The organism is Longimicrobium sp. (genome assembly GCF_036388275.1).
GTDB lineage: Bacteria > Gemmatimonadota > Gemmatimonadetes > Longimicrobiales > Longimicrobiaceae > Longimicrobium.
Genome location: NZ_DASVSF010000076.1, coordinates 19,684 through 46,489, shown reverse-complemented (window position 1 = coordinate 46,489; position 26,806 = coordinate 19,684). Strand labels below are relative to the sequence as shown.

Annotated in this window: 30 protein-coding genes; 16 read left to right on the top strand and 14 right to left on the bottom strand. The window is 70.5% G+C overall.

The window, feature by feature from the left end; translation table 11 throughout:
• The first annotated feature begins 45 nt into the window (after positions 1–45).
• The 8 genes from VF632_RS15670 (at position 46) to VF632_RS15635 (ending at position 8,186) form a co-directional block, all read left to right on the top strand.
• Positions 46–987: a MerR family transcriptional regulator gene (locus tag VF632_RS15670; RefSeq protein WP_331023858.1), complete on the top strand. Its 942-nt coding sequence runs from the start codon at positions 46–48 to the stop codon at positions 985–987.
• Positions 984–2,471, top strand: coding sequence for a phytoene desaturase (locus VF632_RS15665; protein WP_331023857.1), 1,488 nt, complete (start codon positions 984–986; stop codon positions 2,469–2,471). Before VF632_RS15670 ends, VF632_RS15665 begins: the two co-directional genes overlap by 4 nt.
• A complete protein-coding gene (locus VF632_RS15660) occupies positions 2,468–3,172 on the top strand; it encodes a lycopene cyclase domain-containing protein (RefSeq protein ID WP_331023856.1) in 705 nt (234 codons plus the stop codon). Before VF632_RS15665 ends, VF632_RS15660 begins: the two co-directional genes overlap by 4 nt.
• Positions 3,169–4,716 (top strand): NAD(P)/FAD-dependent oxidoreductase, encoded by a 1,548-nt coding sequence (locus VF632_RS15655; RefSeq protein ID WP_331023855.1) that lies wholly within the window; start codon positions 3,169–3,171, stop codon positions 4,714–4,716. The genes VF632_RS15660 and VF632_RS15655 overlap by 4 nt, the downstream gene beginning before the upstream one ends.
• Before the next feature lie 1,050 nt (positions 4,717–5,766).
• Complete coding sequence (locus tag VF632_RS15650; RefSeq protein WP_331023854.1) at positions 5,767–6,114, top strand: hypothetical protein; 348 nt, start codon at positions 5,767–5,769, stop codon at positions 6,112–6,114.
• A gap of 261 nt (positions 6,115–6,375) precedes the next feature.
• Entirely contained in the window at positions 6,376–6,825 is a 450-nt protein-coding gene (locus tag VF632_RS15645; protein ID WP_331023853.1) for a hypothetical protein, read from the top strand.
• 82 nt (positions 6,826–6,907) lie between these two features.
• Positions 6,908–7,684 (top strand): metallophosphoesterase family protein, encoded by a 777-nt coding sequence (locus tag VF632_RS15640; RefSeq protein ID WP_331023852.1) that lies wholly within the window; start codon positions 6,908–6,910, stop codon positions 7,682–7,684.
• Positions 7,685–7,709: 25 nt separating this feature from the next.
• Positions 7,710–8,186 carry a DUF4112 domain-containing protein gene (locus tag VF632_RS15635; RefSeq protein ID WP_331023851.1) on the top strand — a complete coding sequence of 159 codons (477 nt, stop codon included), beginning with the start codon at positions 7,710–7,712 and terminating at the stop codon, positions 8,184–8,186.
• 121 nt (positions 8,187–8,307) lie between these two features.
• Here VF632_RS15635 and VF632_RS15630 read toward each other — a convergent pair whose 3' ends face one another.
• The 11 genes from VF632_RS15630 to VF632_RS15580 form a co-directional block, all read right to left on the bottom strand.
• Entirely contained in the window at positions 8,308–8,640 is a 333-nt protein-coding gene (locus tag VF632_RS15630; protein WP_331023850.1) for a hypothetical protein, read from the bottom strand.
• Between the two features lie 899 nt (positions 8,641–9,539).
• The gene (locus tag VF632_RS15625; protein ID WP_331023849.1) at positions 9,540–10,151 is read right to left on the bottom strand and encodes a GTPase domain-containing protein; all 612 of its coding nucleotides are present in this window, start codon (positions 10,149–10,151) and stop codon (positions 9,540–9,542) included.
• A 6-nt stretch (positions 10,152–10,157) separates the two neighbouring features.
• Positions 10,158–10,655, bottom strand: coding sequence for a roadblock/LC7 domain-containing protein (locus tag VF632_RS15620; RefSeq protein ID WP_331023848.1), 498 nt, complete (start codon positions 10,653–10,655; stop codon positions 10,158–10,160).
• A complete protein-coding gene (locus VF632_RS15615; protein WP_331023847.1) occupies positions 10,652–11,005 on the bottom strand; it encodes a roadblock/LC7 domain-containing protein in 354 nt (117 codons plus the stop codon). The genes VF632_RS15620 and VF632_RS15615 overlap by 4 nt, the downstream gene beginning before the upstream one ends.
• Positions 11,002–11,922 carry a roadblock/LC7 domain-containing protein gene (locus VF632_RS15610; RefSeq protein ID WP_331023846.1) on the bottom strand — a complete coding sequence of 307 codons (921 nt, stop codon included), beginning with the start codon at positions 11,920–11,922 and terminating at the stop codon, positions 11,002–11,004. The genes VF632_RS15615 and VF632_RS15610 overlap by 4 nt, the downstream gene beginning before the upstream one ends.
• A complete protein-coding gene (locus tag VF632_RS15605) occupies positions 11,919–13,073 on the bottom strand; it encodes a DUF4388 domain-containing protein (RefSeq protein ID WP_331023845.1) in 1,155 nt (384 codons plus the stop codon). The genes VF632_RS15610 and VF632_RS15605 overlap by 4 nt, the downstream gene beginning before the upstream one ends.
• A gap of 3 nt (positions 13,074–13,076) precedes the next feature.
• Positions 13,077–15,818, bottom strand: coding sequence for a tetratricopeptide repeat protein (locus VF632_RS15600; RefSeq protein WP_331023844.1), 2,742 nt, complete (start codon positions 15,816–15,818; stop codon positions 13,077–13,079).
• Between the two features lies 1 nt (position 15,819).
• Positions 15,820–16,440: a chemotaxis protein CheC gene (locus VF632_RS15595; RefSeq protein ID WP_331023843.1), complete on the bottom strand. Its 621-nt coding sequence runs from the start codon at positions 16,438–16,440 to the stop codon at positions 15,820–15,822.
• 41 nt (positions 16,441–16,481) lie between these two features.
• The gene (locus tag VF632_RS15590) at positions 16,482–18,437 is read right to left on the bottom strand and encodes a chemotaxis protein CheA (protein WP_331023842.1); all 1,956 of its coding nucleotides are present in this window, start codon (positions 18,435–18,437) and stop codon (positions 16,482–16,484) included.
• A gap of 98 nt (positions 18,438–18,535) precedes the next feature.
• Positions 18,536–18,898 carry a response regulator gene (locus tag VF632_RS15585; RefSeq protein ID WP_331023841.1) on the bottom strand — a complete coding sequence of 121 codons (363 nt, stop codon included), beginning with the start codon at positions 18,896–18,898 and terminating at the stop codon, positions 18,536–18,538.
• A 34-nt stretch (positions 18,899–18,932) separates the two neighbouring features.
• Positions 18,933–19,424 (bottom strand): chemotaxis protein CheW, encoded by a 492-nt coding sequence (locus tag VF632_RS15580; protein WP_331023840.1) that lies wholly within the window; start codon positions 19,422–19,424, stop codon positions 18,933–18,935.
• Between the two features lie 257 nt (positions 19,425–19,681).
• On the opposite strand from VF632_RS15580, the gene VF632_RS15575 reads away from it, so the two are divergent.
• On the top strand, positions 19,682–20,119 hold the full coding sequence (locus VF632_RS15575) for a hypothetical protein (protein WP_331023839.1): 438 nt from the start codon (positions 19,682–19,684) through the stop codon (positions 20,117–20,119).
• Positions 20,120–20,189: 70 nt separating this feature from the next.
• Here the strand turns inward: VF632_RS15575 and VF632_RS15570 are convergent, their stop codons facing one another.
• Positions 20,190–21,182: a hypothetical protein gene (locus tag VF632_RS15570; protein WP_331023838.1), complete on the bottom strand. Its 993-nt coding sequence runs from the start codon at positions 21,180–21,182 to the stop codon at positions 20,190–20,192.
• 139 nt (positions 21,183–21,321) lie between these two features.
• Positions 21,322–21,579, bottom strand: coding sequence for a hypothetical protein (locus VF632_RS15565; protein WP_331023837.1), 258 nt, complete (start codon positions 21,577–21,579; stop codon positions 21,322–21,324).
• A gap of 262 nt (positions 21,580–21,841) precedes the next feature.
• On the opposite strand from VF632_RS15565, the gene VF632_RS15560 reads away from it, so the two are divergent.
• The 6 genes from VF632_RS15560 (at position 21,842) to VF632_RS15535 (ending at position 25,936) form a co-directional block, all read left to right on the top strand.
• On the top strand, positions 21,842–22,393 hold the full coding sequence (locus VF632_RS15560) for a DinB family protein (protein ID WP_331023836.1): 552 nt from the start codon (positions 21,842–21,844) through the stop codon (positions 22,391–22,393).
• Positions 22,394–22,480: 87 nt separating this feature from the next.
• Positions 22,481–23,269, top strand: a complete 789-nt coding sequence (locus VF632_RS15555; protein ID WP_331023835.1) for a cyclase family protein — start codon at positions 22,481–22,483, stop codon at positions 23,267–23,269.
• Between the two features lie 32 nt (positions 23,270–23,301).
• Positions 23,302–23,922 carry a serine hydrolase gene (locus VF632_RS28265; protein ID WP_414682899.1) on the top strand — a complete coding sequence of 207 codons (621 nt, stop codon included), beginning with the start codon at positions 23,302–23,304 and terminating at the stop codon, positions 23,920–23,922.
• 170 nt (positions 23,923–24,092) lie between these two features.
• Positions 24,093–24,791: a DUF433 domain-containing protein gene (locus VF632_RS15545; RefSeq protein WP_331023833.1), complete on the top strand. Its 699-nt coding sequence runs from the start codon at positions 24,093–24,095 to the stop codon at positions 24,789–24,791.
• Position 24,792: 1 nt separating this feature from the next.
• Positions 24,793–25,266, top strand: a complete 474-nt coding sequence (locus VF632_RS15540) for a hypothetical protein (protein ID WP_331023832.1) — start codon at positions 24,793–24,795, stop codon at positions 25,264–25,266.
• 223 nt (positions 25,267–25,489) lie between these two features.
• Positions 25,490–25,936: a hypothetical protein gene (locus VF632_RS15535; protein ID WP_331023831.1), complete on the top strand. Its 447-nt coding sequence runs from the start codon at positions 25,490–25,492 to the stop codon at positions 25,934–25,936.
• A 36-nt stretch (positions 25,937–25,972) separates the two neighbouring features.
• Here the strand turns inward: VF632_RS15535 and VF632_RS15530 are convergent, their stop codons facing one another.
• Positions 25,973–26,149 (bottom strand): hypothetical protein, encoded by a 177-nt coding sequence (locus VF632_RS15530; protein WP_331023830.1) that lies wholly within the window; start codon positions 26,147–26,149, stop codon positions 25,973–25,975.
• Between the two features lie 341 nt (positions 26,150–26,490).
• On the opposite strand from VF632_RS15530, the gene VF632_RS15525 reads away from it, so the two are divergent.
• Positions 26,491–26,664 carry a hypothetical protein gene (locus tag VF632_RS15525; RefSeq protein ID WP_331023829.1) on the top strand — a complete coding sequence of 58 codons (174 nt, stop codon included), beginning with the start codon at positions 26,491–26,493 and terminating at the stop codon, positions 26,662–26,664.
• Positions 26,665–26,806: the final 142 nt, after the last annotated feature.

Sequence of the window (26,806 nt, the reverse complement as noted above, 5' to 3'; positions counted from 1 at the left end):
ATCTGTTCATAGGGTAGCTTGACGGTACTTCGACAGGGAGCGCAGATGCAGGCGTCCGAAACGCTGCCGCGGTACCCCATCCGCGTCGCGGCCCGTATGACCCGGCTTTCGCCCCACGTGCTGCGCGCCTGGGAGCGCCGGTACGACGTGGTGCAGCCCGGGCGCGACGCCGCGGGAGGCCGCCTGTACTCCGAGGCCGACATCTCACGGCTCCGCCAGCTGCGCCTGGCCACGGAGGCGGGGCACGGCATCAGCCAGGCGGCCTCGCTGTCTGTCGGCGAGCTGGCCGCGCTGGTGGGCGACGATGACCTCCCCCGCGCGCCGCAGGGCCGGCCGCGCGCGGGGGCGGGCGCCTTCGTCTCGTCCGCGCTCGATGCGGTGGAAGCGATGGACGCGCCGCGCCTGTATGCCACGCTGATGGGTGCCGCGGTGACGCTGCCCTCGCACGAGTTCACCGACGGCGTGGTGGTTCCCCTGCTGCACCGCGTGGGTGACCGGTGGGCGCAGGGCCGCATCACCCCGGCGCACGAGCACGTGCTTTCCGCGCAGGTGGGCCGCGTGCTGGCCTGGCTGGCGGAGTCGCTTCCCGTGCCGCGCGGCGCCCCGGACGCCGTAGCCGTGGCGCCCCGCGGCCACCGGCACGAGTTCGGCGCGCTGCTGGCCGCCGTGGCGGCGGCGCAGGAGGGGTGGCGCGTCACCTACCTGGGCGCCGACCTCCCGGCGGCCGACATCGCCACGGCCGTCGCCGTCCGCGGCGCCCGCGTGGTGCTGCTGAGCGCGGTGCTGGAAGACGATGCGGATGCGCTTCATACGGAAGTACGCGAAATACGCGCCGCCGTGGCAGAGGGCGTCACTCTTTTCGTGGGCGGGCCCGGCGCCCAGGCGGCGGCCGTGCCCCTGCGGCGCGCGGGCGCCGTGCCGCTGCGCGACCTCGACGAGCTGCGCACGGCGTTGAACGACCTTCATCCTGGTGGGGCAGAGGCATGAGCGGCAGCCGCGCGGTGGTCATCGGCAGCGGGTTCGGGGGATTGGCGGCGGCGGTGCGGCTGCGCGCCCGGGGCTACGCGGTCACGCTCCTGGAGGCGCTGGACCAGCCCGGGGGCCGGGCGCGCGTCTTTCGCCAGGACGGCTTCACCTGGGATGCCGGGCCCACGGTGATCACCGCGCCCTACCTGCTGGAAGAGCTGTTCGCGCTCGCCGGCCGCGACATGGCGGACTACGTCAAGCTGGTGCCGGTGGATCCCTTCTACCGCATCCTGTATCCCGACGGCAGCACCTTCGACTACGTGGGCGACGAGGAGCGGCTGATCGCGCAGATCCGCGCCATGAGCCCGCGCGACGTGGACGGCTATCGAAAGCTGGCCGCCCACGCCGAACGCATCTTCGACGTGGGCTACACACAGCTGGCCGACCAGCCGTTCGATCGCGTGGCGGACATGGCGCGGGTGATCCCCCAGATGATCCGCCTGGGCAGCCACCGCAGCGTGTACGGGATGGTGTCGCGCTACATCCACGACGAGCGGCTGCGGCAGGCGCTCACCTTCGAGCCCCTGCTGGTGGGCGGCAACCCGTTCAGCACCACGTCCATCTACCTGCTGATCCACTGGCTGGAGCGAAAGTGGGGCGTGCACTTCGCCCTGGGCGGCACCACCAGCATCGTGGCCGGGCTGGTGAAGCTGCTGGGGGAGATGGACGTGGACGTGCGGATGAACTCGCCCGTGGAGGAGATCGAGGTGTCCGGCGGGCGGGCCGTGGCGGTGAGGACGGCGGATGGGCAGCGCTTCGCCGCCGACGTCGTCGTCAGCAACGCCGACCCGTCGCGCGTCTATGGGCAGATGATTGCGCCCGCGCATCGGCGGCGGCACACGGACCGGTCGCTTCGCCGCCGCAGGCAGTCGATGAGCCTGTTCGTCGCTTACTTCGGCAGCCGCAAGCAGTTCCCGGAGCTGGCCCACCACACCATCGTCCTGGGAAACCGCTACAAGCCGCTGCTGGACGACATCTTCACCCGCCGCGTGCTGGCCGACGACTTCTCCCTCTATCTGCACGCGCCGACGAGGACGGACCCGTCGCTGGCGCCGGAGGGGAACGAAGGGTTCTACGTCCTGTCCCCCGTCCCCAACACCCGCGCGGGGATCGACTGGAGCCGCGAAGCGCAACCGTACTGGGAGCGCATCCGGGACTCGCTGGAAAAGCGCCTCCTCCCCGGCTTGGGGGAGAGCCCGGTGAAGCCGTTCTTCCTGACGCCGCACGACTTCGAGCACACGCTGCGGTCGGAGGATGGCGCGGCGTTCGGGCTGGAGCCCATCCTCACCCAGTCCGCGTACTTCCGCTACCACAACCGGTCTGAGGATGTGGGCGGGCTGTACTTCGTCGGCGCGGGAACGCACCCGGGCGGCGGCGTTCCCGGCGTGCTCTGCTCGGCGCGGGTGCTGGACCGCGTGGTCCCCGCTCCCCGGCGCGCCGCGTGAGCTATCTCGCCTTTCTGCTGGTGTTCATCGTCCCGCCCCTTCTCGTCCTGGCGTGGACGCAGCGGCGGCGCCTGCCCGGCATCCATCTGCGTGCGGGGCGGTTCCTGGCACTGATGGCGCTGATCGCGCTCGTCTACACCACGCCGTGGGACAACTACCTGATCTGGCGCGGGGTGTGGAACTACGGAAGCGACCGCGTGGTGGGCACCATCGGCTACGTGCCGGTGGAGGAGTACCTGTTCTTTCTCCTGCAGCCGCTGCTGACCGGCCTGTTGCTCTGCTCGCTACTTCCCACCAGCCCATCGATGGCGGGCAACGCCAGCCGGTGGACGGGCGCGCTGGTCTACGCCGCCGCGGCGCTGGCGGGCGGGCTGCTGCTGACGTTCGAGAAGGGCACCTACCTGGGTCTGATCCTGGCCTGGGCGGCGCCGGTGCTGGCGCTGCAGTGGGCGTACGCCGGGCGCGAGATCTGGGCGCGGCGCCGCGTCTTCGCGCTCGCCGTCGGCATCCCCACGCTGTACCTGTGGATGGCGGACGCCGTGGCCATCCACCTCGAAATCTGGCGGATCAGCCCGGCGCACACGCTGGGGCCCTCGCTGGGCGTGCTGCCGCTGGAGGAAGCGGTGTTCTTCCTGGTCACCAACCTCCTCGTGGTGCAGGGGATGATCCTCTTTCTCCATCCACCCGCGAGGGCCGCGTGAGGGGCGGGCACGATTACGACGTCATCGTGGTCGGCGCCGGGCACAACGGGCTGATCACGGCCGCGTACCTGGCGCAGGCGGGCTACCGCGTGGGGGTCTTCGAGAAGCGTTCGATCGTCGGCGGGGCCGTGGCCACGGAGGAGATCGTCCCCGGCTACCGCTTCGACCTGGGCGGCAGCGCGCACATCCTCATCCGCCTGACGCCCGTGGTCGAGGAGCTGGGGCTGGAGCGCTTCGGGCTGGAGTACCTGGAGCTGGACCCGCTCTTCTTCGCCCCGTTCGAGGACGGCGACTCGCTGTTCATCCACCGCGACGCCGACCGCACGGCCCAGGAGCTGGAGCAAAAGTACCCGGGCGAGGGCGATGCGTACCGCCGCCTGATGGACGACTGGCGCCCCTTCGCGCGGCTGGTGAAGGACGCCTTCCTGGAGGTGCCCAGCCCTTTTCAGCTGGGGAAGCGCTTCCTCTTCAACCGGGCCTTCGGGCGCGACTGGCAGCGCGCGCTGCGCACCATCCTGCGCCCGTACGGCGAGGTGGTCGACGAGTACTTTCGCGAGGAAAAGGTGAAGGCGCCGCTGGTGTGGATGGCCGCGCAGTCCGGCCCGCCGCCCACGGAGCCGCTGACGGCGCCCTTCCTCCTCTGGCAGCCGCTCTACCACGAGGGCGGCATCGCCCGGCCGCGCGGCGGCTCGGGGGTGCTCACGCAGGCGCTGGCCCGGCACGTAGAGGCGCACGGCGGCTACGTCCACACGGGCGCGGGGGTGGACGAGATCCTGGTCGACGACGGACGGGCCGTGGGAATCCGGGTGCGCGGCCAGCCGTACACCGCCCGCGCCGTGGTGTCGGGAACGCACGCGGTGGAAACGTTCGGACGGCTGCTGCCGGTGGAGCACCGGCCACCCGCCGCGCGCGGGATGCAGGTGGGGAACGGCTTCGGCGCGGTGCTGCGGCTGGCGCTGGACTCGCCAGTGGAGTACGTGGCGCACCCAGGACGCGAGGCAAGGGTAGGGCTCCAGCTGCTGTGCCGCGACCGCCAGCAGATCCTGTCGGCGTACGGCGACTACCTGCGCCGCGAGCCCACGCGCGACCCGCCCATCGTGGCGATGACGTTCAGCGCCGTCGACGACTCGCTGGCCCCGCCCGGGGGCGAGGTGCTGTGGCTGTGGGCGCAGTACTACCCGTACGAGCTGGCGGGCGGCGCCCATTGGGACGACATCGGGGAGCGCGTGGCCGACGGCATCCTGGACGCCTTCGAGAAGTACGCGCCGGGGACGCGCGGCAAGGTGGTGGGCAGCCTGTTTCAGCATCCGCTCTGGCTGGAGCGGGAGCTGGGGCTGGTGCGGGGAAACGTGATGCACCTGGAGATGAGCGTCACGCAGATGTTCGCGCTGCGGCCGTTCGGGGGGATGGCGCAGTACCGGGGGCCGCTGCGCGGGATGTACCTGACGGGCGCCAGCACGCATCCGGGCGGCGGGATCATGGGCGCCTCGGGCCGCAACGCCGCGCGTGTGGTGCTGCGGGATCTGGAGAAGCGGAAGGTGTGATGGGGTGGAGCCCCTCTGGCTTCACCTGCACGCACATCCGATCCGCCGAAGCGCAGCTGTTGTAGGAATCTTCACCCCACCCGTCTAAGCGCACCTGGTGTGGGAATCTCCACCCCACCCGCCGAAGCGCACCTGTCATCCCGATGGAGCGGCCCCGGCGAACCTGCCCGTACGCCGAGATCAGCAGCGACTGAGGGATCCGCCACACAGCGCGCACGAACGCTCCAACGCTGAGGAAACACCTTGGCCAGCGGGGTTTGGGTGCGCTTCGATTGGTTGCCGGTGCATGCCGCGGGAGGCCCCTCCCCCGGCCCCTCTCCGCATGCTGCGCATGCGGAGAGGGGAGAATTCGATCGCGAATCGGCAGGTGCGGTGCGCGTGAAACACCTTGGCCGGGGTCTGGGCGCGCTTCACCGGCTGCCGGTGCACGCCGCGGCAGCCCCCTCTCCCCGGCCCTCTCCCCCGCTTCGCAGGGGAAAGGGAGAATTCGATCGTGCTCCGGCAGGTGCGGTGCGCGTGCAGGTGAAGCTCCGAACAGGACGACGCGCCAGCGGCCTGTGTCGGGGCTTTCCGCACTTCCAGCGGCGGGCTCACCCGCTCAACGCAGCGGCGACGCCACTCGCCACCGAGATGCAATCGGTAGCGGGAGGGCGCAATTCAGGTCTCCCCCTCCCCTGCGCAGCGGGGGACGGGGGCCGGGGGGAGGGGGCTCCCAAGGCATGCACCGACACCCCGTCGAACCCCGACCGACGTTCCCCCCTCTCCCGGCGCAGTTTGCCGGGGGAGGGGCCCATCCGCGGCATTCACCGACACCCTGTCGGACCCCGATCGAAGGTCTCCTCTCTCCCGCGCTGTTTGCGGGGGAGAGGCCGGGAGAGGGGCCGTTGGCGGCAACCGTGTGCCGCCTGCTTCACGGCACTTGACCCGGCCGGGACGGGACTTTACGCTGTGTTCCGCCGCGCCGAACACGGCCCGGCACCAAACCTGGCGGCCCAGGCGCGGACGCCGCGCGAGAGCGCCAACCCAACCGTGAAGAGAGACGTAACCGGGATGAGCAATTCGAAGGTGGAAGAGCGGTTCGATTCGCTGGTGGCCGAGGTGCACGACTGGGTCGAGTCGGCGGTGGCGCTGGACGAAGGCCACTTTCCCACGGAGCTGGTCAGCGACTTCAAGGACCTACTCGACGAGCTGAAGGCGTTCCTGGACGACGAGGAGTCCGTCGACTACAAGCGGAGCGAGGTCCTTGAGATCTTCGTGACGCCTGAAATGGCCGAGGTCATGCGCCGCTTCCCGCGCGTGCGGCGCCTGCTGGAGAGCGCCTGGGGCAGCGGGCTGACCGAGCGCATCGAGGAAGAAGCCTCGGGCTTCGAGTCCGACGACGAAGAAGACGACGACTGAGCACGCCGCGCGGTGGGCGGGGCTCGCGCGGCCCCGCTCCAGCCCTGCGTTCTCCGCTCCTTCGGACGCAATCGGAACCGATAACCGCGGCGTTATACGCCACGTCTGGTACGGAGTTGATCGGGATGGCGTCACGGGGCAGGGTCTCGCCTTGCGCTGGGGGGACCGCGCTTCTACAATCCCCAGTGTCCGAAAACGCTTAGTGGACAAAATGGTCGCAAGACCGGCGCCCCCGTCAGCTATGACGAAGAGTGGCGCTCGGTGCGACTCGAAGAGCTGCGCAGCTTCATGCGCGAGCTCGTACTCGAGTCGTCCCTGCGTCCCGCGGCCAAGCGCGTGGGCCTGGGGCACGAGGCGCTGCGCAAGTTCATCATCGGCGAAACCGAGCGTCCGCACGAGCGCAGCCGCCGGGCCATGGGCCAGCTGTACCTGGAGCGGAAGCGGCTTTCGGTGGCCGAGGGCGAGGCGGCGCCCACCGCGGGGCAGCTGAAGCTGCTCCTGCCGCGCGGGCTGGAAAAGGCCAGCGCCGAGATCAGCGCCGTATTCGAAGTCTTCCGAGGGATGTCGCGGCCGCCCGCGCTGGCGGCAGACCTGGAGCGCTGGCTTCTGCGGCGCCTGCAGGCCGAGTACGCGCGAGAGGTGCCCTACCCCTCGGCCAGCCGCAGGCGCCGCGAAAAGGCGCCACCGGGCGACGCCGCCCCCACGAAGTGAGTCCGCCCGCCCTCGTTCGCGACGGCGGGCGTTCTTTTTGAGGAGGGGGCGATCGGGCCCGTACGTTCCTTGGATTCTGCTGATGCGCATCTACGCGATTTCCGACCTTCACACCGACTTTCGCGAGAACCGCGAGGCGCTCGAACGCGCGGTGGGGCACGGCCACCGGGGCGACGCGCTGATCATCGCCGGTGACGTGGCAGATTCCGAGGCGGTGCTGCGCGACACGCTGCAGCTGCTGGTGTCGCGCTTCGCCGAGGTGTTCTTCGTTCCGGGCAACCACGAGCTGTGGGTGCGGGCGGAGGAGCGCACGTCGGTAGACAAGTTCCACGCAGTGCTGCGAGTGTGCGAGCAGGTGGGGGTGCGCACGCGCCCGGCGCGGGTGGGCGGCGCGTGGGTGGTGCCGCTCTTCTCGTGGTACGACGCCTCGTTCGACGTGCGCGGCGAAGGCGTGCAGGCCGAGCTGGAGGCGTGGTCGGACCTGTACTTTTGCCGCTGGCCGGACGACGTGGAGCGGGTGGACCAGTTCTTCCTGGCGATGAACGAGCCGCACGTGCACGAGTACGACGCCCCGGCCATCACCTTTTCGCACTTCGTCCCCCGGCCGGAGCTGCTGCCCCGCGTCCACTCGCTGAGCTTCAAGGGCCTGCCGCTGGTGGCCGGATCACTGGGCATCGACGAGCAGGTGCGGCGCGCCGGCGCGGCGGTGCACGTCTTCGGGCACTCGCACATCGCACGGGACGAGGTGATCGAGGGCGTGCGCTACGTGCAGAACTACTTCCGCCGCGCCGAGGTGGCCGCCGGCGCCAGCCCCTTCCAGCTGGTGTGGGACGGAGAAATGCATCCGCTCTCCTCCTGACCGCTCACCCGTTCCCCGGCCCGCCATGGACGCACCTACCCCCGCCCGCCAGACCGCCCTGCGCCGCCTGGACGCGCTGAGCCACCTGCTCGACAACTCCATCCGGGTACCCGGAACGCAGGCGCGCTTCGGGCTGGACGCCGTGATCGGGCTGATCCCCGGCTTCGGCGACGCGGCGGGCGCCGTGGTTTCGGCCTACGTGGTGGTGCAGGCGGCGCGGCTGGGCGCATCCGTCCCCACGCTGATCCGGATGCTGCTGAACGTGGGGGTCGAGGCGGTGGCGGGGGCGGTGCCCGTGCTGGGCGACCTGTTCGACGCGGCGTTCAAGGCCAATGCGCGCAACGTGACGCTGCTGCGGCGGGAGATGGACCTGCCGGGCAGCACGCGCCGCTCCAGCAAGTCCGTGGTCGGCGCGGTGATCGTCGCCCTCGTCGTGATCCTGGGCGGCATCGGCATCCTGGCGTACCTGGCGGCGCGGGCGGTCTGGAACGTGATTACCTGAACGGAAAAGAAGGCATCACACGGAGGGCACGGAGGGCACAGAGGAGGAAACAACGGAGCCCTCCGCCGTTCCCCCGTGACCTCCGTGCCCTCCGTGTGAGACCCGCAGTTGCCGTTTAGCTTTAGCTGAGGCCGCCGCCTGACGCGGGGTCTTCGCGCGGGGCCGGGCGCGCGCTGCCCGAAGTTCCCGGCATGGGATCGCTGCGGTCGCCCGGACGGTTCTCCATTCCGCCGGAGCGGCTGCCGTTCAGGATGTTCTCGCGGCCCACCTGCCCCGGCCCGTCGAACGCCTCGCGCGGGGTGATCTGCCCGCCGTCTTCCCGCTCGCGCTCCCTCACGGGCCCGCCGCGCAGCCCCTCGTTCTCGCTGTTCTCCGCGCCCTGCGTGGGCGCCGCGTCCAGGCCGCGCTCCACGCGGCCGGGGTTCACCTCGCTCTGGGCTTCACGATCCTGCATCTGCGCCTCCTGTCAGGGTTTCCGTCATCCGTCTGGGAACCGGGACGTCGCAAGCCACGGGCCGGAGGGGGCCCCTCGCAAACTGCGCGGGAGTTGGGAGCCAGCCATCTGTCATCCAGAGGCCCAAGCGCGTCAGACCAGCCCCGAGCACATCCTTGGCGGGCCGAAGGATCTTGCCTGGGGCACCTTGAAGCTTGGGCGCGGCAGCGGCACGGATGCGTGGGCCTCGGTCTCGGCGCGGATGGGGGATGGTGGGGCGTTTCGATGGGCGCCGGTGCATGCCCCGGGTGGCCCCTCCCCCGGCCCCTCCCCGCATGCTGCGCATGCGGAGAGGGGAGAATTCGATTGCGGTTCGATCGGCACCGGTGCATGCCTCTGGGAGCCCCCTCCCCCCGGCCCCCCTTCCCCCGCTTCGCAGGGGAGGGGGAGACCTGAATTGCGCTTCGGCAGGCCGCGTGCACTGAAGCACGCGTGCAGTCCGCGAAGGCGGACTTCGTGATGTGCCAGCTGCGCTTTCAACCGCCGGGCGCAGGGCCGAGGCCTCAACTGTGTGCCCGCTGCCGCGCCCGAGCGTCGAGGCACCCGCGGCTAGATCCTTCGGCGCGCGAAGGTTGTCGTACGGGAGGGTTCGGTGCGCCTGCGCCTCAGGATGACAAGCCCTCGCGACTGGGCGGATGTCGTGCGCTCGACTGCGCATGCAGTCCGCGAAGGCGGACTTCGGGCCGTTGTTGCCGCGAAGCCGCGAATTCATTCGCCCCAGCACAGCCGAGGCCGGGGCATCGCCGAGGACCAGAACGGCACCCATCCGCCTGGACAGGTGCCGTTCGCATTGACGAGGGCCGCAGTCACCCTCCCGACCGTGGTGACCGTAGTTACCGTCCCGACCGTAGTGACCGCAGTTACCCCGCCGCCGTCACCGTCCGCCCGAACCGCTGCGAAAGCCGCCGCAGCACCAGCTCGCTGATCCCCTTGAGCGTGTGGAATACGCCGTCCCCGCTCAACGCCTCGGCCTCGAAACGCGGCAGGTCGCGGTAGTTCAGCAGGTCGTCCATCTCGTCCAGCGACATCACGTCCGGCAGGTCGCGCTTGTTGTACTGCAGCACGATGGGAATCGTCCGCGGGTCTACTCCCTGCTCCAGCAGGTTCACCTGCAGGTTGCGGAAGCTTTCCACGTTCTCGTCGCGCTGCGCGCGCTGGCTGTCGGCCACGAACACCACGCCGTCCGCCCCCTGCAGCACCAGCTTGCGGGTGGCATCGTAGTACACCTGCCCGGGAACCGTGTACAGCTGGAACCGCGTCTGGAACCCGGAGATGGTGCCCAGGTCCAGCGGCAGGAAGTCGAAGAAGAGCGTGCGGTCCGTCTCGGTGGCGAGCGACACCATGCGGCCGCGCCGGTCTTCGGGCACCTGGCCGTGGATGTACTGGAGGTTGGTGGTCTTGCCGCTTCGCCCAGGACCGTAGTACACGATCTTGGACGTGATCTCGCGGGTGCTGTAGTTGACCAGCGACATGGTTCCTCAGGGATCGCTCGGGCGGACCTGGCCGCTGAACACGTTCTCCACGCCGGCATTCAGGTCGCGCTCGAAGGCGCGCGCGTCGGCCGTGGGCCTCACCACGTTCCACCCGGGCAGCTGCGCCACCTGCCCCGTGAACTCGGCGAAAAACACCTGCACCAGCCCGATGGACGAGTCTTCGCCAAAGACGGCGATGACGATCAGGTTTTCCGCCGGGGTGCGGAACGGGCCGATGAACACCTGCGACTGCGCGCCCCCCTGGTGAAGGTGGGCAAAGCCGGCCTCCCCCAGCATCTGCGCCAGCGCGCGCGACGACGCGTGGATGCCGGCCCCGAGCGAGGCCACCCCCATCACGTCCAGCGCCCGCGCGAATCCCCGCTGCGCCAGCACCTGCCCGCTCTCGTTGATCAGCAGCACCAGCCGCAGGCCGGCCTCGCGGGCAAAGCGCTCCACCGGCGCCTCCAGCGCGCCCACGAACTCGGCAAGGTCGCCGCGCCTCATGCCAGCGCCTCGACCACCTTCTGCGCCTCCAGCCGTACGAGCCCCACGTTCACCCGGCTGTCGGCGATCACCACCAGCAGCAGGTCGCCCAGCTGCGGCGGCGCGGCGGCGAAGAGCAGGCCATCGTCGCCCTCCACCTGCATGTACGAGGCGCTTCCGAACTCCGCCGCCTGCACGGACCGGCGCGCGCGGCGGAAGAGCGAGGCCACCAGGGCCGCGGCGGCGGGGCCGGGAACGCCCACCATCAGCTCCTCTTCCACGATGAGCCCGTCCGCGGCCGCAACCACCATGGAGCCGCGGACGCCGGGGATGCGGTTGATGCGCCCCAGCATCTCGCCGAACGCGCTCACGCCCCCCCTCCCAGGAACTTCAGCGCCGACTCGCGCGCCCGGGCGGCCACCCGCAGCACCCATCCCGTGGGCACCTGCCGGCTTCCCGCGACGGCGACGAGCCCGTCTCCCGCGGGGGCGATGCGGACGATCGCCTCCGGCGTTTCCACCAGGATGCCCTTCCATCCGCCCAGCCCCAGGTGGCGCAGCGCCCGTTCGGCCTCGGGTGACGCGCCGGAAAGGACGGCGGCCACGTCCGGCGCGCGGTCCGTGCCGCCCACGCGGATCTCCCCCGCCAGCACGAACCCCTGGTCGTCCAGCAGCACCGCTCCCGCGATCCCCCGCTCGCCCGCGATGGCGTGGAACTCGTTCATCACCACGCTGAACGGGTCCGCCGCGTCGGTCGAAGGCGCTGGCGGGGCCGCGGGCGCCGGGGGAACGGCGTCCACGGGGGGAGCGGCCGCGGGGGCCGGTGGAGGCGCGGGCGGTGTCGCGTCCACAGGCGCGGAAGCGGACGGCGCACCGCCGTCGCGGCGGGCCCACGCGTCCTCGAGCGCGGACCGCACCTCCTGGTCGAAGGAGTCCAGCTCCAGCGCCTTTTCCAGATGCCGAACGGCCGCGCCCCAGTCGCCCTGGGCGTGGCACAGCAGGCCGATTTCGCGGCGCGAGCCCGCGTGCTCGGGCGAAAGCGCCAGGGCAATGTCCCACTCGTCGAACGCCTTGACGGTGTCGCCGCCCTCGCGGTACAGCAGCCCCAGCAGGTAGTGCGCGTCGACGTTGTCGGGGTGCCGCTCCAGCCCGCGGATGCACAGCTTCTGCGCTGCCTCGCGGCGCCCCTGCTCGCGGTACGCCCGGGCCAGCGGCAGGAACGAGAGCGAGCCGCGGTCGGCGGCCACCTCTTCGCTCCACTGGTGCACCTGCGTCGCGGAGGCGCTCACTGGCCCTCCTCGCCCATGACGGAGAGCAGCGCGTCGGCCGCGTCGCGGGCGCGGGCCGCGCGCTGGCGGCGGGGCGCGTCGCCGGCGTCGTCCAGGCGCAGGTAGGTGTCCCACGCCTCGCGGGCCCGGTGAAGGTCGCCCGTGTGCGCGGCGGCGAAGCCCATCTGGTAGTGCACCGGCCCGGCCAGGGGATCCAGCGCGGCGGCCCGGCCCAGCGAGATCATGGCCTCGCCCCAGCGGCCCAGCCGGCGCTGCGCCTCGGCCAGCAGGGTGTAGACCTCCGGCCGGTCCGGGTGCGCGCGGGCCAGCTCGTCGAGCACGCGGCGCGCGCGGTCCGCGGCCCCGTCGGCCAGGGCCAGCTGCGCCTCGCCCAGGGCGTCGCGCAGCGGACGGTCCAACCCCCCGGCGGTGGGAGTGAGCACGCGCTCCGCCGGCTCTTCGCGGATGTCGGCCACGCCGGTGGCCACCAGGCCGTAGGCGATCTTGGCGACGTCGAAGTCTGCCCGGCCCAGCGTCTGGGCGATCTCCTTCAGCGTGCGGGTGCCGTCGATCTCGGCCAGCACCTCCCACTCCTTGGGGTGCAGGTCCAGCGTGGGCCCGTCGGGCGAGTCCATCACGAACACGGGGATCACCCCCATGTGCGGGATCTTGGTTTCCAGCGTGGACCACTCGTCCACCCGCCGCGCCGCCTCCATCAGCAGCGACTCGGTGCTCACCCGCACCGGCACGTTGCCGTTGGCGGTGACGGTGCCTTCCTCGAAGCGGAAGTAGCCGTCCTTCCACTGGATCAGCTCGAAGACGATCTCCTGGATCTGGAACTTCAGCTGCCGGCGCACCTCGTCGGCCGACACCGCGCCCTGCTCCACCAGGATCGCCCCGAGACCCCGCCCCGGCGCGTACTTCTGCGCCAGGTGGGCCGCCTCGATCTGCGCCTCGGTCACCTTGCCGGCGCGCCGCAGCAGGTGGCCCAATCGCTCGTGCGCGTGCCCCAGCTCGGCCGCGACGACGGCGCCGCGGTCGAAGCGCACCAGCGCGGGGCGGCTGCGCCCGTCTTCGGGGGTGATGGTGAGCGTGCCCGTCTTGCGCGACAGGTCCAGCAGCTGAAAGACGTCGGTCAGCGCCAGCTCGCGGAGCGGCCCTTCGATGGCCATGCGCTACACCCCCGCCGTCTCGGTGCGGAACACGCGCGCGACGTCCAGGGCCGTGGCGATGTTGTCGCGCGCCGCCTCGGAGAACGGGCCGCGCGGGTCTTCGTCCACCACGCGGCGCCAGTGCTCGATGGCTTCGCGGAAGTGCCGGTCGGCCGCGGCCACCACGCCCAGGTGAAAGTGCGCGTCCACCCGCCCCGCGTCGAACTTCAGCACCCGCCCGAAGGCCCGCCGCGCGTCGTCGCGCCGCCCCTCGTCGGCCAGCGCCTGGCCCAGCAGCACCAGCCCCTCCATGTGGTACGGATCGCCGCCCAGCAGGTCGATCAGCGTGCCCACCGCCTCGCCCGGTCGCCCGGCGCGGCGCAGGGCCATGGCGAGGAGAAGCGCGGCCTCGCTGTACGTGGGCAGCACGTCGAGCGCGGCGCGGCACTCCACCACCGCCTCTTCCACGCGGCCGGCGGAAAGGAGGAGCCGACCCAGCTCCACGTGCGCGGCCACGAAGTCGGGGTCCAGCGCCACGGCCCGCCGCAGCGCCCGCTCGGCGTCGTCGGCCCGGCCGGCGGCCAGCGCGGCGCGGCCCAGGTGGCGGAGGAGCGAGGGATCGCGGGGGGCAAGCGCGCAGGCCTGGGAAAAGACGCGCACGGCCCCGACGGCCTCGCCCTGCAGGAGCAGCACCTCGCCCAGCACCTGCAGCGTCTCGCCGTCGTCCTCCACGTGCTCCAGCACGGTCTCGGCCGCCTCGCGCGCGTCCGCCAGCCGGCCCAGTCGCAGGAGCGCGCGGGCGCGGCCGCCCAGGACGCGGGCGTGATCGGGGGTCCACGCCTGCCCCTCCAGCCGAATGAGCGCGGCGTCGAAGCGCTCCAGCGCCTCGCCGTCCAGCCCCTGGCGCAAGAAGATGCGCGCGGTCAGCAGCGCGGCCTGCACGGGGTTGGCGCCGCCCACGGCAGCCCGGCGGATCTCGGCCAGGGCGCGGTCCAGCAGCCCCTTGGAAAGGTAGTCCTCGGCCAGGGCGAACGCGTCGGCCGCGGGGGCCGGGGCCGCGGGGGCGGCGACGGGCTGCAGCTCGGCGAAGATGCTGTCGAGGGCGCCCTCCTCGAAGGTGAACGCCTCCACCCCCCGCTCCTCGCCGCTGATGCGCTCGGCGGCGTCCAGCTCGGGCGCCAGCACCTCGGCGTACTCGAACTGCAGGTCGATCGCCAGCTTGTAGCGGGGCGTGGTGTAGTACGGGTTCAGCTCCAGCGCGCGCTTGGTTTCGCGCAGCGCGCCCTCGAAGTCGCCCAGGTTGCTGAGGACGAACGACAGGTTGTAGCGCGCCTCGGCGTGGTTGGGGTCGCCCTCCACCGCCCGGACGAAGGCGTTGCGGGCCTCCTCGTAGCGCCGCGTTTCCATCAGCACGGCGCCCACGCCGTTCCACGCGGCCGCCGCCTCGGCGTTGGCGCGCAGGGCGGCGCGGTAGGCATCCAGCGCGGGCGAGTGGCGGCCGCGGCGCAGGTACATCAGCCCGCGGTTGCACCACGCGTCCACGAACTCCGGGCGCAGCCGCACGGCCTCGGTGAACGCCGCATCGGCGCCGTCGGGGTCCGAGCGGTGCAGGCGGACGACGCCCAGGTTGTTCCACGCCAGCGCGTACCCGGGATCGGCCTCCAGCGCGCGGCGGTAGCTGATCTCGGCCCCGCCCACGTCGCCCGGCTGGTGAAGGCAGGCGCCGCGCTCGTTCCACAGCTTGGGGCTGCGCTCGTCCTCGGCCAGCAGCCGGTCGTACAGGTCCAGCGCCTGCCCCGCCTTGCCCTGGAGAAGGTAGACCTCGGCCATGGCCTGGCGGGTGAGCGAAGGCTCCTCGCCGGCGTCCAGCGCGCGGGTGAACTCGCGCAGCGCCTCTTCGTACAGCGCCTTCTGGCGGAAGGCGATGCCCAGGTTGTAGTGCGCCAGCACCCCGTCGGCGGCCACCTCGGGGCGGCGCACCCGGCCGCCCACCATCTCCTGGTACCGGGCCGACGAGTAGCGGTCCAGCGACAGGTTGGTCTGGGCCTTGGCGTAGTTGGGGTTGAGCTGCGTGGCCCGGCGCGAGCTGGCGGAGGCGCGCTCCATGTCGCCCATGTCGCCGTACACGAAGGCCAGGACGTAGTGGGCGTCGGCCAGGTCGGGGTTCAGCTCGATGGCGCGGGTGAGCGCCCGCAGCGCCTCTTCGTTCAGGCCGCGGTTGTAGTACAGCTCGCCCAGGGAGAAGTGGAGGACGGCGCTGCCGGGGTCGCGGCGGACGGCCTGCTGGAACCACTCCATGGCCGCCTCGAAGTGCCCGCCGGCCTTTTCGGCCTGGCCCAGCGCGATGAGCGTAGCCAGGTCGTCGGGGTGCTGGGCCAGGACGCGCTTGAGCTCGGCGACGGAGCCCGCGCTGTCGCCGGTGTGCAGGTAGGCCTGGGCCAGGCGGCGCCGTGCGCCGGCGTCGGTGGGGTCTTCGCGCAGCCGCTCGCGAAGCTCGCTGATCAGCCGGTCGTAGTAGCCGGTGTTGAAGTAGGCGATCTCCAGGTTTCGCTGGGCCACCTGCATCTTGGGATCGATGGCCAGCGCCCGCTGGAACTGGCCGATCGCCTCCTCGTACATTCCCTTGTTGAAGTACAGGACGCCGAGGTTGTTGTGCGCGCCGGCATCGGCCGCGTCGATGCGCTGCGCGAAGCCGCGCAGGATGCGGAGATCCCGCTCCGAGTGGGGCGGGCGGGCCGCCGCTTCGGGTGCGGTGGTATCCGTCACGTCAGGCGAGCCTGATGCTTTCGAGGATCTTCTGCAGCGACTCCACGTCGGGCAGCAGCAGGAACTGGCCGTTCACCCGGTCTTCGCCGTTCATGGCGAACTCGGTCTGAATGCAGAACACCACGTCGCGCTCGTGCCCGAAGTTGGTGTACGCCGTGGTCATCACCGCGCCGCACAGGTCGATGACCAGCGACGGCACGCTGGGCAGCAGCATCAGCCCCATGAAGTCGGAGATGGCGTTCATGTACGCCGCCGACAGGATGTTGCCCGCCTCCTTGATGGCGCTCTGCTCCAGCTCGCCGAAGACGTGCGCGCTCCCCTCCGGCCGGCGCAGCAGCATCTCGGCCAGGCGCATGGCGGCGTTGCGAGGAAAGATCAGCAGCGTGCGCCCCGTCAGGTCGCCCAGCATGTGCATCAGCACCGCGGCCACCACCTCGTCGGGGTTGCCGATGACGTCGGGCACCTCTTCCAACGGCACCACCGTCAGGCGGGGGACGTTGATCATGATGCGCGTGTTCGTCATCTGCGAAAGCGCCGTGGCCGCGTGTCCCGCGCCCATGTTCGACACTTCGCGCAGGCCGTCGAGCTGAACGGCTCCCAGTTCCCGCAGGTCGAGCGTCATCGGACCCTGTCCGTTTCGTCGTCGGAGGAAAGTTCAGCGCGTTACGCCGTGAGCGCCGCGGCGCCCAGCAGCGAGCCGGCGTCCAGGATCAGCGCCGGGCGCCCGTCGGAAAGGATCGTCGCGCCCGAAAACAGCTTCAGCGTGTCGGCCGTGGCGTCGAACGCCTTGACCACGATTTCCTGCTGGCCCAGCAGCTGGTCTACCTCCAGCCCCACCCGCTGCTCGCCCACCTCCAGGATCACCGCCGGCCGCTTTCCGGTGTCGGGCCCGGCGCCGTTGGTGCTCAGCAGCCGCCGCAGCGAATGGAGGGGAATCACCTCGTCGCGCAGGAAGGCCACCGTCCGGCCGTTCACCGCGCCCACCTCTTCCGGCAGCAGGTGCACCGTCTCGCCCACGTGCGTCAGCGGCAGCGCGTAGGTTTCGCCGGACTGGCGGACCAGGAGCGCGCGGACGATGGCCAGCGTGGCGGGAAGCTGCAGCGTCATCGCCGTGCCGCGCCCCGGCTCGCTCTCGATCTCCAGCATCCCCCCGAGCGCGCGCACACGGGTCGCCACCACGTCCAATCCCACGCCGCGCCCGGAGACGTCCGTCACCGTCTCGGCGGTGGAGAAGCCGGGGCGCGTAAGAAGACGATACACTTCCTCGTCCGTCATCCCGCGCGCCTCGTCGGGCGTGACCATGCCGTTGGCCATGGCCTTGGCCAGCACCCGCTCGCGCACCACGCCCCGCCCGTCGTCTTCCACGCGAATGACGATGCGGCTGCGCTCGCGGGCGGCGGACAGGCGCAGGGTGCCGGTCTCGGGCTTGGCCGCCGCGCGCCGCTGGGCGGGCGACTCGATGCCGTGGTCCAGCGAGTTGCGCAGTAGGTGCACCACGGGGTCGCCGATCTCGTCGAGCATGGAGCGGTCGAGCTCGATCTCCTTGCCCTCGATGACGAAGTCCACCTTTTTCCCCAGCGACCGGGCGGCGTCGCGCACCAGCCGGGGAAAGCGGTCGAACACCTGCGTCACCGGCGCCATGCGCGCCCGCATGATCTCGTCCTGCAGCTCGCCGATCAGCCGCCCTGCCTGGTCGATGGTCTCGGCCAGCTCGGGCTCGGCCTGGCCCGCCAGCCGCCGCATGCGGTCGCGGACGATCACCAGCTCGCCGACGCCGTTGACCAGCGCGTCCAGGCGCTTCAGGTCTACCCGGATGTTGCGCGCCCGCCCCGCCGCCCCCGCCCGCTCGGCCGCTTCCTCCCCCGGCGTCTCGGACAGCACCTCGTCCGCGGACGGAGATGCGGGCGCGTCGGCCAGCCCGCGGCGGATCTCCACCTCGCTGATCTCGCCCGCGGCCAGCAGCGCCACCTCGATCTCTGCGTCCGTCTTCTCGGAGCGCAGCACCAGGCGGACGGTGCCGGCGAAGCCGTCCTCCTGCATGGCGGCCTCGGAAGGCTCCAGCCCGGAGACCTCGCCCAGCCCGCGCGCAGCGCGCAGCGCCATGAAGGCGCGCACCCCCGGGAGAGGCGAAGCCGGATCCACCGTGAACCGTACCCGCACGGCCCCCGCGGGCGCGTCCGGGGCATCGGCGAACGACCCGGAGAAGGCGGCCGCGGGGGCCGGCTCCGGCTCCGCGGCTGGCAGGCCGGCCAGGGCGCGCAGGCGGGACACGACGGGGGCGACGACGGATTCGTCGTCGCCCTCTTCCACGGCCAGCTCGATGCCGCGCTCCAGGGCGTCGCAGGCGGCGAAGAGCGTGTCAACCAGGTCGCCGCCGGGGGTGGCGCGGCCCTGGCGCACGCCGTCCAGCAGGTTTTCCATCTCGTGGGCCAGCTCCGCCACGGCGCGGTAGCCCATGGTGGCCGACATCCCCTTGATGGTGTGCACCGCCCGGAACAGCCCTTCCACCGGCTCGCGCGAGCGCGGGTCCGCCTCCAGCGCCAGCAGCAGGTGGTTGATCGCGGAGACGTGCTCGCGCGACTCGCTCAGGAAGAGCTCGGCGTACTGGGAAAGTTCCATCGTGGGGAGAGGCCCGGTGAGGGAGTACCTAGTGCCAAGTACCCAGTATCAAGTGTGCTCGCGTACTTGGCACTGGGTACTCCGCACTTGGTACTCTCCTATCCCAGCACCCGCTGCACGGCCTCGAGCACGCGCGAAGGCTGGAACGGCTTCACCACGAAGTCCCGGGCGCCCGCCTGGATGGCCTCGATGACCAGCGCCTGCTGCCCCATGGCGCTGCACATGAGGATCTTGGCGTCGGGAGATTCCTTCACGATCTCGCGGACCGCGTCGATGCCCCCCATGTCGGGCATCACGATGTCCATCGTCACCAGGTCGGGCTTGAACTGGCGGTACTTTTCCACGGCCTGGACGCCGGTTTCGGCCTCGCCCACGATCGTGAAGCCCGCCTGGGTGAGGATGTCGCCGATCATGGTGCGCATGAAGATGGCGTCGTCGCAGATCAGCACGGTCTGGCTCATGAGCGTCCGTTCAGGTGTCCAGGGGTGGGGCGATTCAGGCGGAAAGGATGGGGGAGATCACTTCGTCGGGGTCTACGGCCACGAACACCTCGCCGTCCACCTCTCCCACCCCGCGCAGGTACGACCGGTCGATGCGCAGCGCGCGGAGCGAATCCGCCGCGTCGGCCAGCGCCGCCGGGTCAACGTTCACGATCCGGGAAACTTCTTCCACCGCAAGTCCGGCCAGCTTTCCCCGGTGTTCCACGATGACGATGCTGTGGTCCGGGTTGGCCGACGCGGGGGGAAGGTGCAGACGGGCGCCCAAATCCACCACCGTCACGATGCGCCCGCGCAGGTTGATCAGGCCGCATACGTGGCTTCCGCTTCCCGGCAGCGGCGTGTACGGCCGCGCCGGAATGATCTCGCGGATGCGGTCGATGCCCACGCCGAAGCGGTGCTCGCCGACCACGAACAGGGCCATCCGTTCCAGCACGACCTCACCCCCGGCATCCCCCGCCGGCTCCTGCAGTGCTTGGGTTGGGAGCATTTCCCGCCTGGGGTGATGCCTGGAAGGTGAGCGGACAGTATAGCGGCGGGCCGGGATGGGGTCAAGAAATGCGGGCGGGGATGGCGCCTATGACAACGTGGGGCGGAAAATACGGAAAGTCGGGGGCACGCGGGGGCCCGCGGCGGTCCTTGCCGCGCGCTGGGCCCGTGGCTAGCATCCGTAGCTGAAGCATCAGCGTTTCTATGGTGCTGTTTCGGCGTCGTTACGCGCCTTCCCGCTCCCGAGATTCCCGGCTTATGAAGCTGAAGCCCCTCGCGCTGGCCCTGGCCTGCGCCGCCCTGTTCTGCGCCACGCCCGCCCCGGCCCAGCAGGGGCAGGGCCTGGTGCGGGTGCTGCTGGATTCGGCCACCACGCTGGTGGAGAACGGGGACTTTGAAGAGGCCCGCGGCCCGGTGTTCGGCCACCTGGAGGAGGACCAGGACGAGGAGTTCCAACTGCGGGTGCGGGCCGGGCACACCTACATTTTCGTCGGCGTGTGCGACGAGAACTGCAGCGACCTGGACATCGTCATCACCGACGAGGACGGCGACGAGCTGGAGTCCGACGTGGAGCTGGACGACACGCCCATGGTGGTGCTCGAAGCGGAGGAAACCACGACCATCACCGTAAAGGTGTCTATGGCCACCTGCAGGGACGACTGCCACTACGGGATGGGCATGTACACGGGCAAGTAGCCCGCGGTTTCCGAAAAACACGAAGGGGCTGCCCGTCGAGGCAGCCCCTTCGTCGTCTCCGCTCGCGCCGCTACGGCGTGGCGCGTTCGCCCATGCTTTCGCGCCAGGCCAGCAGGCGCGGCGCCAGCGACCGGCCGTCCGCGGCCGCGCGATGGGCGGAGAGCGAAACTAGCGACGGGCGCTTGAACGAGCGCCAGCGCCGCATGCCCACCTGGTCGCCACCGTCGCGCGCCAGAGTGTGCAGCCGGGTGCGCGCGTGGTCCTTCTGCGGCGCGTCTCCCCAGGCGAGCGCGATCAGCAGCGCCTCACGCGCGGCGCCTACGTCTCCCGCGGCCAGCGCGGCGCCGGCCAGCTCGTGGCAGGCGCGGGCGCGGTCCACGGGATCGGTGTAGCGCGCGGCGGCCACGGCCAGGTCGCGCGCGGCGCCCTTGCGGTCTCCCCGCCCGCGCCGCAGCCGGGCCCGCTCCTCCAGCCCTACGCCCGCCGACTCGGCGTCGCCCGCCGTCAGCGCGCGGCGAACCACCCGTCCCAGCGCCGCCTCGGCCCCGGGGGAGACCACCGCCTCGCCGATGGCCGCCAGCCGCGCGATCTGCCCGTCGCCGCCCTCCAGGTCGCGGGCCGCGCAATACAGCGCCAGCGCCCGCTCGGCGTCGCCCAGTTTGCGCGCCAGGCGCGCCGCGTGGAGCGCCGTGGCGCCGCTGGCCACGTCCAGGGCGAAGGCCAGCGACACGGCCGCGTTCGCCTCCGGCAGGCGGCGCGTGGTCTCCAGCTCGCAGGCGTAGCTCACCAGCGCGCCCGCCAGCCGCGAGGCGGGAGCCGCGTCTTCCAGCACCCGCACGATCCGCAGGAGGATGGTGCGCTCGGCGCCCGGGTCCAGCGCCGCCACTTCGGCCGACGCGCGGCGCAGTGTGAACTCGTCCGCGGCGCCTTCGCCCGCCCGCTCCACCGCGCTCAGCACCAGAGCGCCCGCGGCCGCACGCCGGGCGCGCTCGCCGCGCTCCGTCTCGCTGATCTGCCGGAAGGTGTCCGTCGCCGCAAGCGCGGCGTGGGGCGTCTGGGTCATGTCTCTGCGCGATTGAGAATCGTTCTCAATCCAATGTAGCTAGGGAATGCGCACCGGGGAAGTGGGCTGGAACGGCCCGGGGGCCGGACCGCGTGCGCGGTCCGGCCCCCGGAACCCACTGCGTCCGGCGTGGAGCGAATCAGCCGGTGACGGGCGTGGTCAGCGGCAGGGTGTCGCGGGGCGTTTCGCACACCAGCTCGATCGCCTCTTCCAGCAGGACGGGATTCAGCTTGGGATAGAAGCTGCGGGCGCACTCCTCGATCTCGGTGCGCGACGAGCCGGGGCGCACCGTGGCGCGGATGGCCCGTGCACGGGCCTCGCGAAGCTGGCGCTGCGTCAAATCATCCCGGCGCTTGCGCGCCGCCGCCATCTCGGCCGCTAGATCAATTGGGGACACCGAAACCTCCGGAAAAGGGAATATCGTCAGCGTTCGTAGAAACAAGAACGCCGCCTGCTGCGGATAATATAGCACACTTGGCGCGATTTCGCCTGTCCCGCCTTTCACCGCTTGCAGCTTGGGCGGGCGGACGCAAGGTTGCGGCTCGCGTGAGGCATTTCCCCGCGCCGCGTCCGGCAGCTGCCGATGGCGCCGCGCCGCCCCGACGCCGAACGTGCACGCTTCCGGTCCCCGTCCCTCCGCTTTCCTTCGGAGAAGCCGCATGAATCCCCAGCTGCAGGCCGTGATCGACGAGCTCCACTCCGCCAGCGAGCGCCTGCGCCGCCTGGCCGACACCATCCCCGCCGAGCGCTGGGCCGAACGGCCCGGGCCGGAGCGCTGGTCGGTGGGGGAGTGCATCGCCCACCTGAACCTCACCTCGCAGGCCTACATGCCGAAGATCGCCGCGATCCTCGCGGATGCTCCGCGCACCGGTGCCCCGGCCCGCTTCCGTCGCGACTTCCTGGGATGGCTGATCTGGCGGGTGCTGGAGCCGGGAAAGGGTGGCAAGGCGAAGACGACGGCGGCGTTCATCCCCACGGGAACGGAGCCGGCGGCGGACATCATCGCCACCTTCGAGCGGCTGCAGCGGGAGCAGGAGGAGATGATCCGCCGGTCCGAAGGAATGCCGCTCCACAGGCTGAAGGTGGGCTCGCCCTTCAGCGACAAGCTGAAGTACAGCGTCTACTCGGCGCTCACCATTCTTCCGCGCCACCAGCACCGCCACCTGCTGCAGGCGGAGCGCGCCTGGGCCGAGATTTCCGCCCGGGGTTGAGCGGCGGGCCCCGCTGCACGAGATTCGCAGCGTGCGCCGCGGCCGATGGGGCTCGCGGCGCCGCACCGTCCCGTGGAGATATTCTCAATGTGCTGCCCGGAGCTGCTCCGCTCGATCCCTGCCGCATCCGACCGTGCGGATGACCGCCACGACGCCGCGCTCGCCGTTCCGCCCGAGGCGCTGGGGCGGCTGCGGCGCGTGTGCGACCTCACCCACACGCTGACGCCGGACTTTCCCGTCTTTCCCGCGTACCGCCCCTTCCGCTCCACGCGCCTGTTCTCGGTGGAGGCGAACGGCTTCTCCGCCGGCGAGGTGGCCTATGCGGAGCACACGGGAACGCACCTGGACGCCCCCGCGCACTTTTTCGCGGACGGCGCCACGACGGACGTGCTGCCGGTGGGACGCTTCGTGGCGCCCCTCGCCGTCGTCTCCATCGCCGAGCGCGCGGCGCGCGACGAGGATGCGCTGCTCACGGTGGACGACCTGGCGCAGTGGGAGCGGCGGCACGGGCGCATTCCGGCGGGTGCGGTCGTGGCGCTGCACTCCGGGTGGGAGGCGCGGCTGGGCCAGCCCGGCCGCTTTCTGAACGCCGACGCGATGGGAGTGATGCACGCCCCCGGCTTCAGCCGCGAGGCGGCGGAGTTCCTGGTGCACGAGCGCGAGGTTGCGGGTGCAGCCACCGACACGCTGAGCCTGGACTTCGGCCCCTCCGCCACCTACGACGCGCACCACGTGCTGCTGGGGGCGAGGCGCTACGGGCTGGAGAACGTCGCGTCGCTGGACCGGGTGCCGCCGTCCGGGGCGGTGATCATCGTCGGGGCCCCCAAGCACGCGGGCGGCACCGGCGGCCCGGCGCGCCTGCTGGCCCTGTACTGAGCCGCCCTCCATCGCCCCCACCGCCTCGTCCGATGATCCCATCTCGTCTTCCCGCGACCGTCCTGGTCCTGGTCCTCGCCCCCGGTGCCCTGTTCGGCCAGGCGGCGCGAGTGGACTCCTTCTTCGCGCGATACGCGGCGCCGAACGCGCCCGGGTGCGCCGTCGGCGTGGCGGAGAACGGCCGGACGGTGCTGGCCCGCGCCTACGGCATGGCCAACCTGGAGCACGACGTGCCCAACACGCCCGAAACCGTGTTCGAGGCGGGGTCGGTGTCCAAGCAGTTCACCGCCGCGGCCGTCGTGCTGCTGCGGCGGAAGGCAGGCTGTCGCTGGACGATGACGTGCGCAGGCACGTGCCCGAGGTGCCGGACTACGGTCGGACGATCACCCTGCGCCCCCACGCAGGATACAAGGCTGTCGCCAAGGGCTTCGCCGGTCGAGACGGTGAACCACAGCGAAAAGGAATACGCTCGCGGTGACGTGACGACGAACAGCGCGAAAGGGTTCTTCGCCCGTCTGGAGCGCTCCGTTATGGCATCCATCACCGGATGTCCGCCAGCACCTGCACCGCTACGTGACTCACATGGAGTTTCTGCACAACACGCGGCAGACCACAGACGGCGAGCGCGTCCGGCAGGCTATCCAGATGGCTGACGGAAAGCGCCTGACGCGGAAGCGGCTCTTGCTGCCCAGCGCGATGATCCCCGTCTGAGTCCGCCGAGGCGGCGATAGACTGGGACTCGGCAGTACCGTCATACTGGCGGAGCGGAAAATGCTGCTATATTATACGTAGTTTTTTGCTCGCCCCGCACCTTTGTCTGCTGATGCGACGATCGATATATGGCGGGCGCGATCCCCGCGACCTACCCGCGTACCGCATCTCAGATGCGGCGCGTTACCTTCACGTACCTGCGGCTACCCTCCGGTCATGGTTCGCGGGGCGCACTTACCCGCGTCAACAGGGCGGCCCTGGTTCGTTCAAGCGGCTCATCAATCCGGCCGACGAGGAGGGGTGTCGGCTCTCTTTCCTGAACCTTGTCGAAGCCCACGTACTTCGGGCGCTTCGCACCGAGCACGGCATCGCCCTGCACGCGGTGCGGTCCGCACTAGATTACGCCGAGAACAAGCTCGGTATAGAGCATGTGCTACTGAGTGATTCCCTGTTGACGGGCGCAGGGGAAGTATTTCTTGACCACTATGGACACCTGATCAGCCTGAGCCGCTCGGGGCAAATTGCGATTCGGCGCGTGCTGGAGATGTATCTACGGCGGGTGGAGCGGGACGATAGGCACATCCCGCTACGCCTATTCCCGTTTCTCAGTGAAGCCCAGATCGAGTCGCAGTCTGTAGTCATTGATCCGCGCATTTCCTTTGGTCGGCCCATCATCAACGGTTCTGGGATTACCACCTCGATTCTCGTTCGAAGAGTAGACGCCGGGGAGACGGTTGAGCACCTTGCTCACGATTATGGCCTATCTGCTGATAAGATCGCGGACGCCTTGGTTTTTGAGAAGGCAGCGTGATTTGAACCAGTATTTCACAGACCGCAATCTGGGTAGGTACGACTTTCCGGAGTACTTACGGCGCAATGGCCTGCCGGTTCATGTTCACGCGGACCACTTTGCGGACGACGCGCCGGATGAGGAATGGATCCCAGAAGTGGCCGACCGGGGCTGGATCATCTTGGCGGCCGACAAGGACGTGCTCCACGTCCCGATTGAGCTTGCAGCCGTGATGTGCTCGTCCGCGCGGTTTCTAAACCTGATTGGCGGGCATGTGAGGGCCATTGACCTTGCCCGTAACTTCGTAAATACTCGCCAGAAAATAGAGACTTTCATAGCTGAACACGATGCTCCATTCATCGCCAAGGTCTATCGCCCGACGCCCGTATCCGGAGTGCTAAAGGGCAAGCCCGGGTCTGTCGCGCTGAGAATGGATTACGATGGCTGGGTTCGTAGTCCGCGGTCTGCTGGATTTCCACGGAGAGGCGAATCGTGAAAGCGCAATTCAGACGAAATGACGATGCCGGGCCACAGCGACCCGGAACCAAGCCCGACGAATTGCACCTCCCGTTGACGTTTGAGGAAGCCGTCAGCCGGGCCATGAAGGTGCCGAAGCCCCAAGAGGAATTCCCTGACTTCAGGAAGCGCAGAGGCGCGGAAAGGGGTGAGCAGGAAGGATGAACCCGCCGCCAGAGGGATGGCACCTCGTATTGGAGTTCGTGAAGGTGCTGGCAGGCCCAAGTGCCGCCGTGCTGGCTGTGTGGGTCGCATCACTGCGGGCTGTGCACGGGTTTCGTGCACAGAAGCTCATCGAGCGGCGGCTGGACTGGTATGTTGAGATGATGACGACCGCGCGCGCCGTCGTCATCGCCTTGCAGCGAGCGGTGGATCAGCGAGAGAGTGGCGCCGATACAACCGAGGCGGTCGCCACCGCCGCCGAAGAGTGGAACAGGGCAGTTGCCGTAACAGTCGGCGGTGTGCTCTGGGCGGATGCGCGGGGCGCAGCTGCAGTGATCGACTACACGGAGCAACTGAAGCGCATTGACCCGCCCGCTTCGGCACCCCGCGAGCAAATCCGGGCGCTTTCCACCGCTTCGCAGAAGTTGGTGACAATTTTGGTGTCGGAAGTACGCAAAGACCTTCGGTTGAAGGCACTTCCGGAATGAGACACTGAGGGGCGGCGAGTAGCCACCCATTTGCTTTTATCGAAGCCAGTCCGGCACGGGGTGGCCGGTGGTGTTGTAGGCGTCGCGGATCGCGCTCAGAAAGAGGCGGCGGGTAGCGGAGCGCTGGGGTTCGGGTAGGCCGTCCAGCAGCAGCGACAGCGCCGCGTGTGCCGTGCTCGCGTCCAGTTCGCCCGCGCCCGCAGCTTCCCGCACGTCCCCTCGGTTAGCTTGCGGAGCGTGCCCGCGCGCGGCTCGCCCCCTTCCAAGAAGTATTTCAGTCCCTGGTCACTGAGGCCGGAACCCGCTCGCGGAACGAGTGCGGATGCGGAAGGCGCTCGCGGACGTGCTGGTGCCCGCGCTGGGCGGCCTGCGTTGCGAGGTGGGCAGTCCATGAACGAGCACAGGGCCGTGCCTCTGGACTTGACGGGGGAATGGGCGCGGGATGGGGCGGAGCGCGCGTCATTGCGGTCGCTGGCCGCGCGTGCCGGGCTGGGGCACACCACGCTTGCTTCATTGACGGGGAAACGTCGCCTCACCCGCGCGTACGGCGGGCGGTGGCGCTCCTGTACCTTGCGGGGCGTCCCGACCCGGTGGCCGATGCGCTGGCGTGTATCCTTGGCGGTCTGCCGGACGAACGGCAGGCGAACGCGCGGCGGGGCTTGCTGGACGCGGTAGCGGACGTGTACCGGTCCACGGCGGCGCCGCCGCCGTGGACCGGGCACGGATGATCCGGATACACCCGCCCCGGTCCGGCTATATCCGGTTTCGTCAAGTACACAATTCCGAATTCAAATTCATTCGCCCGACGGAGCCGAGGCCTCGGCGGTATCCGCCGGAACGCGAAGCGGGGCGGGCCGTGGTGGCCCGCCC